The sequence below is a fragment of the Solimonas aquatica genome, from assembly GCF_900111015.1.
Classification (GTDB): Bacteria; Pseudomonadota; Gammaproteobacteria; order Nevskiales; family Nevskiaceae; genus Solimonas; species Solimonas aquatica.
Genome location: NZ_FOFS01000008.1, coordinates 93,422 through 110,466, shown reverse-complemented (window position 1 = coordinate 110,466; position 17,045 = coordinate 93,422). Strand labels below are relative to the sequence as shown.

At 65.6% G+C, this 17,045-nt stretch carries 16 protein-coding genes and 1 pseudogene; 2 read left to right on the top strand and 15 right to left on the bottom strand.

Translation table 11 applies throughout. The features are described 5' to 3' along the window. Positions 1-28: 28 nt before the first annotated feature. Both BMY12_RS11095 and BMY12_RS11090 read right to left on the bottom strand, forming a co-directional pair. On the bottom strand, positions 29-349 hold the full coding sequence (locus BMY12_RS11095; protein WP_093285922.1) for a 2Fe-2S iron-sulfur cluster-binding protein: 321 nt from the start codon (positions 347-349) through the stop codon (positions 29-31). A 406-nt stretch (positions 350-755) separates the two neighbouring features. Next, positions 756-1,922, bottom strand: a pseudogene (locus BMY12_RS11090) (cytochrome P450); the annotation flags it as partial. A 202-nt stretch (positions 1,923-2,124) separates the two neighbouring features. Between BMY12_RS11090 and BMY12_RS11085 the strand changes: the two are divergent. Continuing rightward, positions 2,125-4,185 (top strand): alpha/beta hydrolase family protein, encoded by a 2,061-nt coding sequence (locus tag BMY12_RS11085; protein ID WP_093285916.1) that lies wholly within the window; start codon positions 2,125-2,127, stop codon positions 4,183-4,185. A gap of 8 nt (positions 4,186-4,193) precedes the next feature. Then, entirely contained in the window at positions 4,194-5,894 is a 1,701-nt protein-coding gene (locus BMY12_RS11080; protein ID WP_093285913.1) for a M28 family peptidase, read from the top strand. Between the two features lie 45 nt (positions 5,895-5,939). On the opposite strand, the gene htpG is transcribed toward BMY12_RS11080, so the two are convergent. The 13 genes from htpG to modA all read right to left on the bottom strand — a co-directional run bounded on the left by htpG (position 5,940) and on the right by modA (position 16,927). Next, positions 5,940-7,802: a molecular chaperone HtpG gene (gene htpG, locus BMY12_RS11075; RefSeq protein ID WP_093285910.1), complete on the bottom strand. Its 1,863-nt coding sequence runs from the start codon at positions 7,800-7,802 to the stop codon at positions 5,940-5,942. 90 nt (positions 7,803-7,892) lie between these two features. Continuing rightward, on the bottom strand, positions 7,893-9,032 hold the full coding sequence (locus BMY12_RS11070; protein ID WP_093285908.1) for an ABC transporter permease: 1,140 nt from the start codon (positions 9,030-9,032) through the stop codon (positions 7,893-7,895). After that, complete coding sequence (locus BMY12_RS11065; RefSeq protein WP_218140164.1) at positions 9,029-9,958, bottom strand: ABC transporter ATP-binding protein; 930 nt, start codon at positions 9,956-9,958, stop codon at positions 9,029-9,031. Before BMY12_RS11065 ends, BMY12_RS11070 begins: the two co-directional genes overlap by 4 nt. Then, positions 9,955-10,908, bottom strand: a complete 954-nt coding sequence (locus BMY12_RS20510) for an HlyD family secretion protein (protein WP_245732466.1) — start codon at positions 10,906-10,908, stop codon at positions 9,955-9,957. The genes BMY12_RS11065 and BMY12_RS20510 overlap by 4 nt, the downstream gene beginning before the upstream one ends. Beyond that, on the bottom strand, positions 10,901-11,554 hold the full coding sequence (locus tag BMY12_RS11055; RefSeq protein WP_177188952.1) for a CerR family C-terminal domain-containing protein: 654 nt from the start codon (positions 11,552-11,554) through the stop codon (positions 10,901-10,903). Before BMY12_RS11055 ends, BMY12_RS20510 begins: the two co-directional genes overlap by 8 nt. Positions 11,555-11,758: 204 nt before the next feature. Further along, the gene (locus BMY12_RS11050) at positions 11,759-12,037 is read right to left on the bottom strand and encodes a hypothetical protein (protein WP_093285899.1); all 279 of its coding nucleotides are present in this window, start codon (positions 12,035-12,037) and stop codon (positions 11,759-11,761) included. A 260-nt stretch (positions 12,038-12,297) separates the two neighbouring features. After that, on the bottom strand, positions 12,298-12,651 hold the full coding sequence (rplS, locus tag BMY12_RS11045; RefSeq protein WP_093285897.1) for a 50S ribosomal protein L19: 354 nt from the start codon (positions 12,649-12,651) through the stop codon (positions 12,298-12,300). A gap of 8 nt (positions 12,652-12,659) precedes the next feature. Beyond that, the gene (trmD, locus tag BMY12_RS11040) at positions 12,660-13,400 is read right to left on the bottom strand and encodes a tRNA (guanosine(37)-N1)-methyltransferase TrmD (protein WP_093285894.1); all 741 of its coding nucleotides are present in this window, start codon (positions 13,398-13,400) and stop codon (positions 12,660-12,662) included. Continuing rightward, positions 13,400-13,915 (bottom strand): ribosome maturation factor RimM, encoded by a 516-nt coding sequence (rimM, locus tag BMY12_RS11035; RefSeq protein WP_093285891.1) that lies wholly within the window; start codon positions 13,913-13,915, stop codon positions 13,400-13,402. The genes trmD and rimM overlap by 1 nt, the downstream gene beginning before the upstream one ends. A 4-nt stretch (positions 13,916-13,919) precedes the next feature. Continuing rightward, positions 13,920-14,168 (bottom strand): 30S ribosomal protein S16, encoded by a 249-nt coding sequence (gene rpsP, locus BMY12_RS11030; protein WP_093285888.1) that lies wholly within the window; start codon positions 14,166-14,168, stop codon positions 13,920-13,922. A gap of 131 nt (positions 14,169-14,299) precedes the next feature. After that, a complete protein-coding gene (modC, locus tag BMY12_RS11025; protein WP_093285885.1) occupies positions 14,300-15,403 on the bottom strand; it encodes a molybdenum ABC transporter ATP-binding protein in 1,104 nt (367 codons plus the stop codon). Then, a complete protein-coding gene (gene modB, locus BMY12_RS11020; protein ID WP_093285883.1) occupies positions 15,400-16,095 on the bottom strand; it encodes a molybdate ABC transporter permease subunit in 696 nt (231 codons plus the stop codon). The genes modC and modB overlap by 4 nt, the downstream gene beginning before the upstream one ends. Before the next feature lie 34 nt (positions 16,096-16,129). After that, positions 16,130-16,927 (bottom strand): molybdate ABC transporter substrate-binding protein, encoded by a 798-nt coding sequence (gene modA, locus BMY12_RS11015; RefSeq protein WP_093285880.1) that lies wholly within the window; start codon positions 16,925-16,927, stop codon positions 16,130-16,132. Between the last annotated feature and the right edge of the window lie 118 nt (positions 16,928-17,045).

Genomic DNA, 17,045 nt, shown 5'->3' with positions numbered 1-17,045 from the left:
GAGGTAGACCGCGTTTGGCATCCCGCGGCTAGAACTGCCGCTCCGGCAGGCGCAGGACCAGTCCGTCCAGCGCCTCCGCAAGCTTGATCTGACAGCTCAGGCGGCTGTTGTCGCGCACTTCCAGCGCGCCATCCAGAATCAGGCGCTCATCCTCGGCAGGAGGCGGCAGACGCGCCAGCCACTGCGGATCGACATAGGCATGGCAGGTGGCGCAGCTGCAGGAACCGCCGCAGTCGCCGAGTATGCCCGGCACCACGTTCTCCACGGCGGTCTGCATCACCGATTTGCCGCACTCGCCTTCCACGAGATGTTCGGCGCCGTTGTGCTCGATGAACAGAATCTTCGGCATGACTTCGTCAACCTCTCACTCAAGCCTTGCTGCCGGTGAAGGCATAGGAACCCAGGAACCCGGCCTTGGCCTTACCGCTGATGCTGGCGCCTTCGATCACGCCGCTGCATTCCAGCTTGAGCTTCATCGGCTTGGTGACGTGATTGACCCAGGACAGCTGCCTGCCGTCGAACTTCACGTCGGCGATCGCCGTGGTCATGCCCTGGCCGGACTGCGTGCCGCTGAGCTTGTCGCCATCGCGTTCAATGACCAGGACCGTGGGCATCGGCCCGGTGGGGCTCTTGATCACGAGATTCCAGGTCCCTTCCACCGGCACATTGACGACGGGTGCCGCTGCCGCAGCCGGCGCCGCGGGCTTGCTGCGCGCCGCCAGCGTGCGCTGCTTGGCCGCGGGATCGGTGAACACCGGCAGCGTTTCCCAGCCGCGCACCGTTGAGGTGGTGGCCAGCTGCGCGCGCTCGTAATCCACTTCCCAGTCGGTAAAGCGCTTGAGCACCTCCTCCAGCGCCACGCGGCCTTCCAGACGCGCCAGCGCCGAGCCGATGCAGACGTGCGCGCCGTGACCAAAGCCCAGGTGCGGACGGCGTTCGCGATGAATGTCGAAACGATCACCGTCGACAAAGAAGCGATCATCGCGATTGCCGGCGCTGTTCATCAGCAACACCACGCTGCCGGCCGGGACCTTGCGCCCGTAGAACTCCATCTCGCGCGTGGTATAGCGGCCGGTGAACGGCCCCGGTGATTCGAAGCGCAGCAGCTCTTCGATGGCCTGCGGAATCAACGCCGGGTTCTTCGCCAGTTCGCGGCGCTGATCGGGATGTTCGGCCAGCACCTTGCCGGTCCAGCCGATCAGGCGGTTGGTGGTTTCGTTGCCGGCACCGGCGACCATATTGATCATCGCCAGCAGCTCGTCGCGATCGAGCTTGCGCAGGGTGCCCGAGGCGTCGCGGAACTCGGCGTTGAGCATCTCCGTCATCACATCGTCGGAGGGATGCTTCATGCGCCAGTCGATGTATTCATCGAATACGCCCGCAACCTCGCCGGTGAAATTGCCCGGGTTGTATTCCATGGGCTTGCCGGCCTCGGTGCGCAGCGCGCCATCGGCGAATTCGCGCACGTGCTTCTGATCTTCCTCGGGAATACCCAGCAGCATGCCGATGACGCGCATCGGCATCTCGGCGCCGAGATTGGCGATGAAGTCAAACCCTTCCTTGCCGACCACCGGATCCAGACTGCGCGCGCACAGATCGCGGATCTGCTGTTCCAGGGCGTTCATGCGCTTGGGCGTGATGATGCGCTGCATGATGCCGCGATACGCGGTGTGCACCGGCGCGTCCTGAAAGATGAACACCGCCGGCGGCAGCTGCACATTGGCCTTGATCAGCTCCAGGATGCCGCCGCGCGCGGAGCTGAAGGTCTCGCGATCCTCCAGGCCCGCCTTCACATCGGCGTAGCGGCTCAGGGCGTAGAAGTCGTGCTCCTCGTTGTAGTAGAGCGGCGCTTCTTCGCGCAGACGGCGATAGGTCGGATACGGATTCTGGCGTTGTTCGACGTTGTAAGGATCCCACTGCAATGCGGCGCTCACGATCTGCCTCCTCGAGTCGGCAAGGGCGGCTCCGGCCGCCGGAATATTTAGTGTCGTGATACTGACAACAATTTCAGCGGCGCGCAAGTGCACCCATCCCAGCGTGAGGAAGATTCCCCTCCCGCCCGACGCGCTGCGGCGCTTACCATTCGCGGATCAGCCGCAGCCGAATCAAAATAAGGACAAAGCCATGCGCCGCTTGCTCGCCACCGCGCTGCTCGCCACGATCCCCCTCTCCGCTCACAGCGCCCCCGACATGAATGCCAAAGCGTTTACCCCCCGCGATCTGGTGATGCTGGATCGCGTTTCCGATCCGCGCCTGTCACCCGACGCGCAGCGCGTCGCTTATACCCAGCGCAGCACCGACTTCGAGGCCAACAAGGGCGTCAACCAGATCTGGCTTCTGGAACTGGCCGGCGGCAAGCCGCGCGCACTCAGCAGCAGCGGCAGCAACAGCAGCCCGCGCTGGTCGGCGGACGGCAAGAGCCTGTACTTCCTCTCCACGCGCTCGGGCAGCAGCCAGGTCTGGCGCCTGGATCTGTCGGGTGGCGAAGCACAGCCGGTGACACAGCTGCCGCTGGACGTGAACAGCTTCGTGCTGGCGCCGGACGGCAAGGGCCTGACCTTCGCCGTCGATGTCTTCATCGACTGCAAGAACGACCTGGCCTGCAGCAAGACGCGCTTCGACACACAGGCCGCGAGCAAGGCCAGCGGCCGGCTTTACGAGCGCCTGTTCATCCGCCACTGGGACAGCTGGGCCAATGGCGCGCGCTCGCAGCTGTTCACGGCGCGCTTCAACGCCGACGGCCGCATCGGCACGCCGTTGTGGGTCAGCCAGGACATCGACGGCGACGTGCCCTCCAAGCCCTTCGGCGATGATGGCGAATACGCCTACTCGCCCGACGCCAAGAACCTGGTGTTCGCGGCGCGCATCGCCGGCCGCACGGAAGCCTGGAGCACCAATCTCGATCTGTACTGGGTGCCGGCCGATGCCAGCAAGAAGCCGGTCAATCTCACGCCCGCGAATCTGGCCACCGACACCGGTCCGGTGTTCTCGCCAGATGGCCGTTACCTCGCCTATCGCGCCATGAAGCGCGCCGGCTTCGAGTCCGACCGCTACGCCATCATGCTGCGCGATCTGCACAGCGGCGCGCTGCGCGAAGTGGCGCCGGACTGGGATCGCAGCGCCGAAGGCCTGCAGTTTTCCGCCGACGGCAAGACGCTCTACACCCACGCCGATGACCTGGGCCAGCATCGCGTGTTCGCGGTGGATGTGGCCAGCGGCGCGGTGAAGGCGCTCACGGGTGATGGCCATGTCGGCGGCTTCGATGTGGTGGCCAACACGCTGGTCTACGCCTACGACACCCTGAACGCGCCGGCCGATCTCTATGCGCTGAATCTCGCTGCCGGCGAGGCGCCGCGCCGGCTCAGCCAGGCCAATGCCGAGCGCCTGAAGCGCATCCGCTTCGGCGAGTTCGAGCAGTTCCGCTTCGCCGGCTGGAACGGCGAGACTGTGTACGGCCATGTCATGAAGCCCTGGAACTTCGAGCCCGGCAAGAAGTATCCGGTGGCGCTGATCGTGCACGGCGGCCCGCAGGGCAGCATGGGCAATGACTGGCATTACCGCTGGAATCCGGCGGTGTTTGCCGGCATGGGCTATGCCGTGGTGTTCATCGACTTCCACGGCTCCACCGGCTACGGCCAGGCCTTCACCGATTCCATCTCGCGCGACTGGGGCGGCAAGCCGCTGGAGGATCTGCAGAAAGGCTGGGCGCATGTGCTCAAGAGCTACGACTTCATCGACGGCACGCGCGCCGCGGCGCTGGGCGCCAGCTATGGCGGCTTCATGATGAACTGGATCGCCGGCAACTGGCCGGATGCCTTCCGCTGCATCGTCAATCACGACGGCGTGTTCGACAGCCGCATGATGTATTACGCCACCGATGAACTCTGGTTCGACGAGTGGGAACACGGCGTGCCGCATTACGTGGATCCTTCCGTCTACGAGAAATTCAATCCCGCCAACCACGTCGCGCAGTGGAAGACGCCGATGCTGGTGATTCACAGCGAGAAGGATTACCGCGTCAACGTCGAGCAGGGCATTGCTGCTTTCACCGCTCTGCAGCGGCGCGGCATTGCCTCGCAGATGCTGGTGTTTCCGGATGAAAACCACTGGGTGCTCAAGCCCCAGAACAGCCTGCAGTGGCATGAGACGGTGCAGGCCTGGCTCAAGCGCTGGATCGGCAACTGAGACACGCCATGATGAACAAATCTTCGCTACTGCTCGCCCTTGCGCTGCTGACCGCCTGCGCCACGCCGCGCACGCAGGACACGCCCACCCGCCTGCCGCCCATCGAAACACTGGACAGTGCCGCTCAGGCGATCACACCGGAGCTGCTCCTGCGACACATCCAGGTGCTGGCCAGCGACGAGTATGAAGGCCGTCTGCCCGGCACCGCAGGCGAGGACAAGACCGTCGCCTACCTGAGCGAACAGTTCCGCGCCCTGGGGCTGGCGCCGGGCAATCCCGATGGCAGCTATGTGCAGAACGTGCCCATGGTCGGCATCACCGGCCATGCGAGCATGCAGCTCAGCGCCGGCGGCAAGCGCATCGCCATGCAGGCCAAGGACGATTTCGTGGCCGCCTCGCATCGCTTCCAGCCGCAGGTCACGGTGCAGGACTCGCCGCTGGTGTTCGTGGGCTACGGCGTGCAGGCACCGGAATACGGCTGGGACGATTACAAGGGCCTGGACCTGCGCGGCAAGACCATCGTCATGCTGATCAACGATCCGGCGATTCCCGATCCCGCGCATCCCGGCGAACTCGATCCGGCGATGTTCAAGGGCAAGGCCATGACCTATTACGGTCGCTGGACTTACAAATATGAAATCGCCGCCAAGCTCGGCGCCGCTGCTGCCATCATCGTGCACGAGACCGAACCTGCGGCGTATCCCTGGGAAGTGGTGCGCAACAGCTGGGGCGGCGAGCAGTTCAGCCTCAAGTCCGCCGACGGCAACATGAGCCATGTCGCCGTGCAGTCCTGGATCACGCTCGACAAGGCCAAGACCCTGTTCAAGGCTTCCGGCCTGGACTTTGCGCAGATGAAACAGGCAGCGCTGTCGCGTGATTTCAAGCCGGTGCCGCTGAAGGCGCGCGTCAGCTTCACCATCGACAACCAGATGCGCGAAGTGTCCTCGCGCAATGTGCTGGCGCGTCTGCCCGGCAGCGATCCGAAGCTTGCGCAAGAGACCGTGATCTACAGCGCGCACTGGGATCACTTCGGTCGCGATCCGAATCTGGCCAACGATCAGATCTTCAACGGCGCCGCCGACAATGCCTCCGGCACTGCCGGCCTGCTTGCCATCGCCGGGGCGTACACGAAGCTGCCGCCGCCGAAACGCTCGATTCTGTTTCTCGCCGTCACCGGCGAGGAGCAGGGTCTGCTGGGCTCGGCCTATTACGCACGCCATCCCCTGTATCCGCTGAACAAGACCCTGGTGGACATCAACATGGATGTGCTCAACACCTGGGGCCCTTCGCGCGACATCCAGATCGTCGGCAGCGGCCAGAATGACAGCGAGGACGTGCTCACCACGCTCGCGCAGAAACAGGGGCGCGTGGTCAATCCCGACAGCAATCCGGAGAAGGGCTCGTACTTCCGCTCCGACCAGTTCGAATTCGCCAAGCTCGGCGTGCCCGGCCTGTACATCAAGGGTGGTGTGGATATCATCGGCAAGCCGGCCGGCTACGGCGAGGCCCGGCGCGTCGAATACGTGGCCCGCGACTATCACAAGCCTTCCGACGAGGTGAAGCCGGATTGGGATCTGTCCGGCGCCGCACAGGATCTGCAACTGCTGCTACGCACCGGCTACACGATCAGCCAGGGCAGCAGCTGGCCGCAGTGGAAGAGTGGCTCGGAGTTCAAGGCGGCGCGCGAGGCGCAGCTCGCGGCGCCTTGAAGCTTCATCAAAAAGGCCCCGCATGCGGGGCCTTTTTTCCATCCTTCAGACGATGATGCGACTGCCCGGCGCCGCCTGCGCCAGCAGCAGACGGTTGAGGCGCTTCACGAAGGCCGCCGGATCATCCAGCTGCGCACCTTCAGCGAGCTGCGCCTGTGCCAGCAGCAGCTCCACCAGATCGCCGAAATCCTCATCAGCACTCAGGTCCTTGAGACGTTCCACCAGCGGATGCGTGGGATTGAGCTCCAGAATCGGACGTGAGGCCGGCGCCTGCTCGCCGGCGCGGCGCAGCATCTCCTCGAAGCGCCGCGACATCGCATACTCGCCGGCCACCAGACAGGACGGCGATTCGGTCAGACGCGAGGACAGACGCACCGCCTCCACGCGCGCACCCAGCAGGGTCTGCGCGCGCTCCAGGGTTTCCTTGTATTCGCCCTCGTGCTTGGCCTTTTCCGGGGTCTCGATCTTGGCTTCCAGATCCTTGGACGCGCGCGCCACCGATTCCAGCTTCTTGCCTTCGAATTCGCTCAGATGGCTGACCACCCACTCGTCGATGCGGTCGGTGAGCAGCAGCACTTCCAGATTGCGCGCGCGGAAGCCTTCCAGATGCGGGCTGCTGCGCGCCGTGCTCAGGTTGTCGGCCGTGAGGTAGTAGATGGCGTTCTGCTCGGCGCCCATGCGCTCGACGTACTTCGGCAGCGTCACCTCGGGCTGCTCGCCGCTCTGCGCGCTGGAATGGAAGCGGCAGAGCCTGGCCACGCGCTCGCGGTTGGCCTGATCCTCGACGATGCCTTCCTTGAGCACGGCACCGAAGGTCTGCCAGAACCTGGCGTAATCCTCGGGGCGCTTCTCGGCGATGTCTTCCAGCATGTCGAGCACGCGCTTGACCAGGGCCGAGCGGATTTTCTCCACGGTGCGATTGCCCTGCAGCAGCTCGCGCGAGACATTCAGCGGCAGATCGGCGCTGTCCACCAGACCGCGCACGAAGCGCAGATAGGCCGGCAGCAGTTCCGCCGCCTTGTCCATGATGAACACGCGCTTCACATACAGCTGCACGCCGCGCGACTGTTCGCGATCCCAGAGATCGAAGGGCGCGCGCGTGGGGATGTAGAGCAGCGAGGTGTATTCCAGCGTGCCTTCCACCTTGTGATGCGCCCAGGCCAGGGCCGGCGCGAAGTCATGGGTGAGGTGCTGGTAGAAGTGCTGATAGTCCTCGTCCTTCAGCTCGTTCTTGGGCCGTGTCCAGAAAGCGCTGGCCTGATTCAGCGTTTCCACCTCGCCTTCCTTCTTGCGCAGGCGGATCGGCAGGCCGATGTGATCCGAGTACCGACGCACGATGCCCTCGATGCGCGGCAGATGCGTGAAGTCCTTGGCGTCCTCGCGCAGATGCAGAATCACCTCGGTGCCGCGATCCAGCTTGAAGCTCGGCTCCACGCTGAACTGGCCCTGCCCGTCGGACTCCCAGCGCACCGCTTCCTCGTCACCGCGCTTGGTGAGCACCGTGACCTTGTCGGCGACGATGAAGGCCGAATAGAAACCCACGCCGAACTGGCCGATCAGCTGCGAATCCTTCTTCTGATCGCCGGACAGCGATTCCATGAACTTGCGCGTGCCGGAACGGGCGATGGTGCCCAGATTGTCGATCACGTCCTGACGGCTCATGCCGATGCCGTTGTCCTTGATCGTCAGCGTGCCGGCCGCCTCGTCCACCGACAGCTCCACGGCCAGCTCGTCACTGCCCAGCAGCTCGGGCCTGGCGATGGCCTCGAAACGCAGCTTGTCGCAGGCATCCGAGGCATTGGAGATCAGCTCGCGCAGGAAGATTTCCTGGTTGGAGTACAGCGAGTGGATCATCAGGTGCAGCAGGTCGCGCACCTCGGTCTGGAATTCGCGTGTCTCGACGCTCATGTGCCGGTGTCCCTGGTTGTGCTTGGATTGGCGCGGTTCTGGGGCCGGCCACGGTGGTTTTCAAGGGCTGCGAGGCCCGGGCCAGTGAAATCAGTCCAGGGTGCGCCGGTAGAAACGCAGGGCCACGCCCATCACCAGCACCGTGAACAGCAGAATCGGCCAGACGTCGGGCCACAGCTCCACCCAGCCGTTGCCCTTGAGCATGATGCCGCGCACCAGCCGGTTGAAATGGGTGAGCGGCAGGACGCTGCCGAGAACCTGCGCCCATTGCGGCATGCCGCGAAACGGGAACATGAAGCCGGACAGCAGGATGTTGGGCAGGAAGTAGAACATGGTCATCTGCATCGCCTGCAGCTGGTTGCCGGCCAGCGAGGACAGGGTGATGCCCACCGTCAGGCTGGCGGCGATGAACAGCAGCGCGGCCAGATACAGCGCCAGCACACTGCCCACGAAGGGCACGCGGAACATGAAGTGGGCGGCGAGCATGATGATGGTGGTCTGGATCAGGCCGATCACGATGTAGGGCAGGATCTTGCCGGTCATCACCTCCAGGGGCAGCACCGGCGTCGCCAGCAGGTTTTCCATGGTGCCGCGCTCGCGCTCGCGGGTGATGGCCAGGCCGGTCATCAGCACCAGGGTCAGGGTCAGGATCACGCCCATCAGGCCCGGCACGATGTTGTACTGGGTGATGCCTTCGGGGTTGTAGAGCCGGTGCAGGCGCATCTCGAAAGGCGCAGCACCGCCGGCCAGCGCCGCCAGCGGCCCTTTGAAATCCTTGTCGATCACGCCCTGCAGGATGCCGCTGGCGGCGGACAGCGCATTGCCGGTGGCGGAGGGGTCGGTGGCGTCGGCTTCCAGCAGCACCGCCGGACGCTCGCCACGGATCAGGCGCACGGTGAAATCGGCAGGGATGTTGAGCACGAACTGCACCCGGCCCTGCGCCAACGCCCTGGCGCCGGCTGCCTCGTCGGGCAGGGTCTCGGTCACCTCGAAATAGCTGGAATTCTGCAGGCCGGCAATCAGGCTGCGGGTGATCTCGCTGTGATCGGCGGCAATCACGGCGGTGGGCAGATGGCGCGGATCATTGTTGATGGCAAAACCGAACAGGCTGATCTGCACCAGCGGAATGCCGACGATCATCGCCAGCGTGATGCGGTCACGGCGCAGCTGCAGCACTTCCTTGAGCACGATGCTCCACCAGCGCGCCAGGCTGAACCATTCGCGGCTCATGGCGCGCCCTGCCGGAAATTGTCGTCGGCATGGCTCATCAGATACACGAACACGTCCTCCAGGCCGGTGGCGATGGTCTCGACGCGCCGCACGCCCGGCAGCACGCGCAGTGTGTCCATGAGGCCGGCATCGTGACTGGAGACGTGCAAGGCGGCGCCGAAGGCAATCACCTGCGCCACGCCGGGCGTGCGCTCCAGGCGCTGCGCGAGATTCACCAGGTCCTCGCCTTCGAGGCGCCAGGTGCTGAGCTTTTGACTGGCGATCACCTCCTCGCCACGTCCCTGCACCAGCAGGCGGCCGTAGGCGATGTAGGCGAGCTTGTGGCAGCGCTCGGCCTCGTCCATGTAGTGCGTGGAAACCAGCACCGAGATGCCGCGCGCGGCGAGCCGGTGCAGCTCTTCCCAGAAATCGCGCCGCGCAGAGGGGTCCACGCCGGCGGTGGGCTCGTCGAGCAGCAGCAGCTGCGGCTCATGGAGCATGCAGGCGGCCAGCGCCAGACGCTGTTTCCAGCCGCCGGAGAGCGTGCCGGTGAGCTGCCTGGCGCGGGAGGCCAGGCCCAGGTCTTCGAGTGCACGGTCCACGGCCTCGCGACGGCGCGGCAGCTGGTAGAGCCGCGCCACGAAGTCGAGATTCTCGCGGATGCTCAAGTCTTCCCAGTACGAGAAACGCTGCGTCATGTAGCCGACCTGACGCTTGATCTGCGCCGCCTCGCGGCGGATGTCGTAACCCAGGCAATGGCCCTCGCCGCCATCGGGCGTGAGCAGGCCGCACATCATGCGGATCGAGGTGGTCTTGCCGCTGCCATTGGGGCCGAGAAAGCCGAAGATCTCGCCGCGCTGCACCTGCAGGGAGACACGATCCACCACCAGCTTGTCGCCGAAGCGCTTGGACAGCTCGCGAACATCGATGGCCGCCGCCGCCTTCACGCCGGGCGCTCCGCCAGACTCAGCTGCAGCGGCTGGCCCGGATGCAGCAGCCCGGCGTCCTGCGCCTGCGGCCGCGCCTCGATCATGAACACCAGCTTGTCGCGGGTCTGATTGCTGTAGATCACCGGCGGCGTGTACTCGGCCTGCGGCGAGATGAAGCTGATGTGCGCGGTGATTTCGCGCGCGCAGCCGTCGCAGCGTGCGCGCAGCGCCATGCCGGTACGCAGGCGCCCCAGCTCGGTTTCGGAGACGAAGAAGCGCAGCTTGAGATTCTGCGGCGGCAGCATGCGCAGCACCGGACTGCCGGCCGGCACCCATTCGCCGAGGCGATACAAGGTGTCGTAGACCAGTCCGGCCTGCGTGGCCTTGACCGTCTTCTGCTCCAGCGCCCAGTCGGCCTGGCGCAGCGCGGCGGCGGCGGCCTCCACCTGCGCCGCCTGCGCGGCAAGCTGCTGCTCGCGGCCGGGCAGGCGGGCCACCTGCAGCTGACGCTGCAACTCCTGCACGCGCGCCTCGTCGGCAGTGGCACCGGCCCGGCTGGCGTCCAGCCGCGCCTGCGAGATGGCGGCGACGGCCAGCTGCGCCTCGTCGCGGCGCAGCTGCTCGGCGGACAAGCGCGCCGCCGCCTGCGCCTGCGCCAGCTGCGCCTGAATCACCGCCAGTTCCGCCGGTCGGCGCCCGCTTTGCAGATCGCGCAGCTGCGCCTGCGCCACCGCCAGCTGCCCGCGCGCCTGCTGCCTTGCGGCGGTCTCGCGCTGCGATTCCAGACGAAACAGCGGCGCGCCGGCGGCCAGCTGATCGCCGCGTTTCACCGTCAGCTCATCGAGCCGGCCGGATTGCGAACTGGCGATGTAGACGAACTCGCCTTCGGCATAAGCCTGCCAGCTGTTGTGCTGCTCGCCGGTGCAGGCGCTCAGCATCAGCAGGACGAACACCCCGAACTTATTCATCAAAGGCAACTCCCTGGCTACGCAGACCGCGCAGGGCGGCGAGGGAAAAATCGGCGATGTGCGCCGACAGCCGCGCAATGGCATCACCTTCGTAAGTCTGCGGCGCCAGCACGCCCACCAGGGGCCGCGCAAACAGGTAGAACATGCACTGGCTGAGCAGACTGAAGGTGCAGCGCTGCACGCGCGGTGAACTGGCCGCCTCGCCCAGACAGCGCGCAATCAGCGCGCCGAGCTGCGCAAACTGCGGCGCGATCATCTCCCGCGCCATCGCTTCCAGCTCGGCGGTCGGCGCGGCGATCTCGCGCATCATCAGTCGCGGCAGCAGAGAGTCGTCCTGACTCAGGAAACGGCTGAGCAGCGCGCCGATCGCCAGGCGCAGCGCCTGTTCCGGTTCGTCCTGCACCGGCGGCACGGCCGGCAAGGGAAAGCGCTGGATACGCACGCCGGCCTGACGGCGCAGCACCTCGCGATAGAGTTCCTGCTTGCCGCCGAAGTGGTAGCTGATGGCAGCGGCATTGGCACCGGCGCGCTGCGCGATTTCGCGCACGCGCGCACCGTCAAAGCCTTGCTCGGCAAATACCGAAGCGGCCGCCGCGAGCAGGCTCTCGCGGGTGTCTTCGGCGGTGCTGGCGGCGCTGGCTTCCATAGGATTTAAACATTTGTTTGAAACAATCATTTAAATACTAGGAAAGCAAGCGCAAGGCAAGAGACCAGCAAAAAATTTTCGCGTGCCACACTGCCTTATCAGCGCCTTGTTCAAGCGGATCGTGGCCCCAAAAAAAGGGCGCTCCTCCTCGAGCGCCCCTGGTCTGAAGCCTTCTGGAGACGGCCGTCTCCAGGCCGGACGCCATTAGTAGGTCGGCGGCACCTCGTCGATCTGGCGGAGCACGGGATCGCCCTGCAGCGGCTTGTAGATGTGAATCACCGCCGCCAGCTGCGTCTGCGCCGGAATCACCACCGTGCCCTTGGCCAGAAAGCTGTAGTTGAGGCCGGCGACGACCTGCGTCGCCACCGCCAGAGGCGTGTAGGAAACACCAGTGAAGCCTTTCAAGGCCTGGGCAAACACGGCGGAAGCTTCGGGCGTCACTTCAAAGCTGAACGGCGTCCAGCCACCTGGGACTTGCGACATGAGGCACCTCGATTTCAGAGGATTGCACGATGTGCCGGCTGTGATGCCATGTGTGGCACCGAGCCGATTTCATGCAAGGGAAATCCCAACCTGTCCCCATCCCTCGCCGCTGTTTCTTGCAAGGGATATGTTTTTTTCAACATATGCCGGCCAAGGAAAGGCGTCAATGCAAGAAACACAAAAAACCACGACGGACTTCACAGTCCGTCGTGGCTGATACGACTGCCGACACCAGCGCGGCGCGATCGCGCCGCCGCTGCTTAGTCGAGTTTTTCGGCGATGCGCGCGGCCTTGCCGGACAGATCGCGCAGGTAATAGAGCTTGGCGCGACGCACCGCACCGCGGCGCTTCACCAGGATCTCGGCGACCTGCGGGCTGTAGGTCTGGAACACGCGCTCCACACCTTCGCCGTGCGAGGTCTTGCGCAGCGTGAACGCGGAGTTCAGGCCGCGGTTGCGGCGGGCGATGACCACGCCCTCGAAGGCCTGCAGACGCTCGCGGTCGCCTTCCTTCACCTTCACCTTGACCTCGACGGTGTCACCGGGACGGAAATCCGGGACCTTCTTGTTCATCTGCTCCGCTTCGATCGCGGCAATGATCTTGTTCGTACGCATCTCACACCTCAGTTGTCTTGCTGCTGCGCGATGAACTCGCGCAAGAGCTTCTTTGCCTCTTCATCCAGCTCAAGCTCCGCCAGGAGCTCGGGCCGCTTCAACCATGTGGCGCCCAGGGCCTGCTGCCAACGCCAGCGCGCGATTTTCGCATGATCACCGGACATCAGCACCTCCGGCACCTGCATCCCGCGCCAGTCTTCCGGCCGCGTGTAGTGCGGATGATCCAGCAGCCCTGCGGAGAACGAATCGTTTTCCGCCGACTGCGCATCGCCCAGCACCCCAGGCAACAGCCGCGCGATGGCATCCACCACCACCATCGCCGCCAGTTCACCGCCGGACATCACGAAATCGCCCAGCGACAACTCCAAATCCACTTCACTCTGCAGCAGGCGCTCATCGAGCCCCTCGTAGCGTCCGCAGAGCAGAATCAACTGCTGCTCTGCGCTCAGGCGCTGCGCCCAGCTCTGGCTGAAGCGCTCACCCTGCGGCGAGAGGTACACGACCTTCGCGCCGGACAGCGTCTGCTTCGACGCTGCAATGCTCGCGGCCAGCGGCTCGGCTTCCATCACCATGCCCGGACCGCCACCGTAGGGCCGGTCATCGACCCGCCGCCACTTGTTGGTGCTGTAGTCGCGCGGGTTGCGCGTGCTCAGCACCAGCTGCTGATGCTCGACGGCGATGCGCGGCATGCCGTGCCGCGTCACCTGTTCCACCAGTTCGGGGAACAGCGTGATGACCTCGATCTGCATCACCAGTCCAGCTGCCAGTCGCAGACGATGCGCTTTTCCGCAAGGTCCACGCTCTTGATGATCTGCGGCCGCACGAACGGAATCAGCCGCTCGCCCTCACCCGCCACCACCAGCACATCCTGCGCGCCGTTGCTGGTCACGTCCCGCACCTGCCCCAGCGCCTGGCCTTCCGTGTTCTCCACACTCAGGCCGATCAGATCGATCCAGTAGAACTGGTCCTTGCGCAGCTTGGGCAGCGCCTCGCGTTCCACCTGGATCTCGGCACCGATCAGCAGCGCGGCCTGATCGCGATCCGTGATCGCCTCACCCTTCGCATTGCTGAGCTGTGCCACCACCGGGAGGCCGTGCTGGCGACCGTCCAGCACCTCGGTTTCATACCCCTCGCCGTGACTGAGCCACCAGCGCTTGTACTTCAGGATGTTGTGCGGCGGATCGGTGTACGAGTACACCCGGATCCAGCCCTGCACGCCGTACACCCCGGCGACGCGGCCCAGCGTCACCCGGCGCGCCTGCATAAAATCAGTTCGCCTTCGGCGCCGACTTCAGCAGGTAAGCGACGCGCTCGGAAACCTGCGCGCCGTTCTTCTGCCAATGCTCGACGCGCGGCAGATCGACCACGAGCTTCTGCTCCTGGCCCTTGGCGTTCGGGTTGTAGAAGCCCAGGCGCTCGATGAAGCGGCCGTCGCGGGCGCTGCTCTTCTCGGTCGCAACGACGTGGTAGAAGGGGCGCTTCTTGGCACCGGCGCGAGCCAGACGAATCGTGACCATGCTGACAAATTCCTAAGATACTGATGCGGCTGCCGCGGGACGGGGCTGCCGAAAGGCCGCGTATTGTAGCGATTTGTCCACAGAAATCCAGCGCTTGTCCGCGCTTTTCGCACGCATCCGGCCGGCACGGCTCAAAGCGCGCCGGCAGCGGCCCCGGCCAGGGGAAAACTGACGCTCTTTATTAGAGCCTGCAGACGCAAACCCACGCGCAGCCGGAGGCGCTCGGCCGACAGCCGCGTGACGCGGGCCAGCAGCGGCGTGCCGCCACAATCCAGGCGCACCATCACCGTGCCCAGGCCCGAGTCGCCCAGGGCCAGCACCTCGCCCTGCAGATGGTTGAGCGCGCTGATGCCCTGCGGCAGCTCCAGCGCCAGCATCACATCCTGGGCGCGCACCCAGAGCCGCACGGTCCCGCCCGGCGGTGCCGGCAGGCGTGGCACCCAGAGCTCGCCGCCGGCGCAGGCCAGGCGGCTCAGGGCGTAAGCCTCGTCATGCGCCAGCACGCGCGCCTCTAGCACCGCGCCCGCATCGGCGCGCTGCGCGAACATCGGCAGGTCGGTGCGGGTCAGCACCTCGCCGGTCGGGCCGCAGGCCAGCAGCCGGCCGTCCTGGATGCAGACCAGCCGCCCGGCCAGGCGCACCACCTCATCCAGGGCATGGCTGACGTAGACGATGGGCACCCGCACCTCGTCGCGCATGCGCTCGATATACGGCAGGATCTCGTTCTTGCGGTTCTCGTCGATCTGGCTGAGCGGCTCGTCCATCAGCAAGAGCTGCGGACTCGACAGCAGCGCCCGGCCGATGGCCACGCGCTGGCGTTCGCCACCGGACAGGCGTCCCGGATGGCGGGACAGCAGCGGCCCGATGTCCAGCAGTTCCACCAGGCGTGCGAACTCGGCCGCCGAGACCCGCGCGCCGCGCGGCGCAAACCAGCCGCCATAGTCCAGGTTCTGGCGCACGGAGAGATGCGGCAGCAGGCGCGGCTCCTGGAACACGTAGCCGATGCGGCGCCGGTGCGGCGGCAGGAACACCCGTGCCGCACTGTCCACCAGCACCTGGCCATCGACCACGATGCGCGCCTGCTCGGCACGCAGCAGGCCGGCGATGGCGCGCACCACCGTGGTCTTGCCCGAGCCCGAAGGCCCGAACAGCGCCACCAGTCCGCCGGGACTGTCGAAAGCCAGGTCCAGGGCGAAGGCGCCCTGACGATGCCGCAGGCCGACTTCCAGACTCATGTGCCCACCGCGCGCTTGCGGCCCAGTCGCGCCAGCCACTCGGAAGCGATCAGTGCCGTCATCGACACCGCAATCGCCACCAGGGTCAGGCGCAGGGCCTGGGCATCGGCGCCCGGCACCTGCGTGTAGGTGTAGATGGCACTGGCCAGGGTCTGGGTTTCGCCGGGAATATTGGACACGAAGGTGATGGTGGCGCCGAACTCGCCCATGGCGCGGGCAAAACCCAGCACCATGCCGGAGAGAATGCCGGGCCCGATCAGCGGCAGGGTCACCGTCACAAACACCGCCAGCGGCCGCGCGCCCAGGGTCGCCGCCGCCTCTTCCAGGCGCGTGTCCACGCCATCCAGGGACAGACGGATGGAACGCACCATCAGCGGAAAGCCCATCACGGCCGCCGCCAGCGCGGCACCGGTCCAGCGAAAGGAAAACACGATGCCCAGATGCTCGGCGAGAAAATGCCCCGCCACGCCCTGCCGGCCGAACGTCAGCAGCAGCAGATAACCGGTGACCACCGGCGGCAGGGTCAGCGGCAGATGAATCGCGCCGTCAAAAATCGCCTGACCGACGAAGCGCGTGCGCGACAAGACCCAGGCCGCCGCCACCGCGAACGGCAGGCTGGCCAGCACCGCGACGCCGGCGACGCGCAGCGACAAGGCCAGCGCCGTCCATTCCTCGACGCTGAGATGGAACATGTGGAGACGGGATCGCAGATGCGAACTTGGAGCCTTAGTGTGCCGCGTCCGTGATCACCGTGAAACCGTGCTTCACAAAAATCGCCCGCGCCTTGGCCGAGACGATGTAGTCGTACAGCGACCTGGCCTGCGGATGGGTGGATGCGGCCGTGAGCGCCAGCGGATAGACGATGGGCTCATGCGTATCTTCCGGGAAGGTATCGAGCACGCGCACCGCCGGATCGGCGGCAGCATCGGTCGAGTAGACGATGCCCAGCGGCGCCTCGCCGCGCGAGACCAGCAGCAGCGCCGCGCGCACATTATCAGCCTGCGCAGTCCTGGCGCTGACGCTGTCCCAGACATTCAGCGCACTCAGCGCCTGCTTGCCGTAGATGCCGGCGGGCACCGCCGGATTGCACAGCGCCAGACGACCATCACCCAGCGCCTTGGCCAGCGGGAAGTCCGGCGCGATCAGCAGCTTGAGCCTGGACGCCTTTTGCGCGATCAGCACCAGACGGTTGCGCAGCAGATTGCGTTCGCTGTCCTTGCGCGTGAGATTGCGCACCGACAGGTACTGCAGCCATTCGAGATTGGCGGAGAGAAACAGATCGGCCGGCGCCCCCTGCTCGATCTGCCTGGCCAGGGTGTTGGACGCCGCGTAGCTGATGGCGACCTGGCCGTGCTGTTCCTTCTGCCACTGCGCACCGACTTCATCGAGTGCCTCCTTGAGACTGGCGGCGGCGAACACCACCACCGGCTTGTCCTCGGCGCGCGCCGTCAGGCTCGGCAGCGCCAAGACCAGCGCCAGAGACAGCGCCGTGGCCAGACGGCGCAAGAAAACTGAATTCCCCATCTTCGCTACTCCCTGTGCCAGTGCCGCCGCCGGAAGGCAGCAGGCACTTTCATTATCAACCGCATTTTATAGCGGCACCTGATCTTGTCCAATGCAAGTGCGGTGCCACCGTCAAACG

Bases quoted from the DNA above. Each gene is read 5' to 3' on its own strand.
- BMY12_RS11095 (WP_093285922.1), bottom strand. From the start codon at position 349: ATGCCGAAGATTCTGTTCATCGAGCACAACGGCGCCGAACATCTCGTG.
- BMY12_RS11085 (WP_093285916.1), top strand. From the start codon at position 2,125: ATGCGCCGCTTGCTCGCCACCGCGCTGCTCGCCACGATCCCCCTCTCC.
- BMY12_RS11080 (WP_093285913.1), top strand. From the start codon at position 4,194: ATGATGAACAAATCTTCGCTACTGCTCGCCCTTGCGCTGCTGACCGCC.
- htpG (WP_093285910.1), bottom strand. From the start codon at position 7,802: ATGAGCGTCGAGACACGCGAATTCCAGACCGAGGTGCGCGACCTGCTG.
- BMY12_RS11070 (WP_093285908.1), bottom strand. From the start codon at position 9,032: ATGAGCCGCGAATGGTTCAGCCTGGCGCGCTGGTGGAGCATCGTGCTC.
- BMY12_RS20510 (WP_245732466.1), bottom strand. From the start codon at position 10,908: ATGAATAAGTTCGGGGTGTTCGTCCTGCTGATGCTGAGCGCCTGCACC.
- BMY12_RS11055 (WP_177188952.1), bottom strand. From the start codon at position 11,554: ATGGAAGCCAGCGCCGCCAGCACCGCCGAAGACACCCGCGAGAGCCTG.
- BMY12_RS11050 (WP_093285899.1), bottom strand. From the start codon at position 12,037: ATGTCGCAAGTCCCAGGTGGCTGGACGCCGTTCAGCTTTGAAGTGACG.
- rplS (WP_093285897.1), bottom strand. From the start codon at position 12,651: ATGCGTACGAACAAGATCATTGCCGCGATCGAAGCGGAGCAGATGAAC.
- trmD (WP_093285894.1), bottom strand. From the start codon at position 13,400: ATGCAGATCGAGGTCATCACGCTGTTCCCCGAACTGGTGGAACAGGTG.
- rimM (WP_093285891.1), bottom strand. From the start codon at position 13,915: ATGCAGGCGCGCCGGGTGACGCTGGGCCGCGTCGCCGGGGTGTACGGC.
- rpsP (WP_093285888.1), bottom strand. From the start codon at position 14,168: ATGGTCACGATTCGTCTGGCTCGCGCCGGTGCCAAGAAGCGCCCCTTC.
- modC (WP_093285885.1), bottom strand. From the start codon at position 15,403: ATGAGTCTGGAAGTCGGCCTGCGGCATCGTCAGGGCGCCTTCGCCCTG.
- modB (WP_093285883.1), bottom strand. From the start codon at position 16,095: ATGTTCCATCTCAGCGTCGAGGAATGGACGGCGCTGGCCTTGTCGCTG.
- modA (WP_093285880.1), bottom strand. From the start codon at position 16,927: ATGGGGAATTCAGTTTTCTTGCGCCGTCTGGCCACGGCGCTGTCTCTG.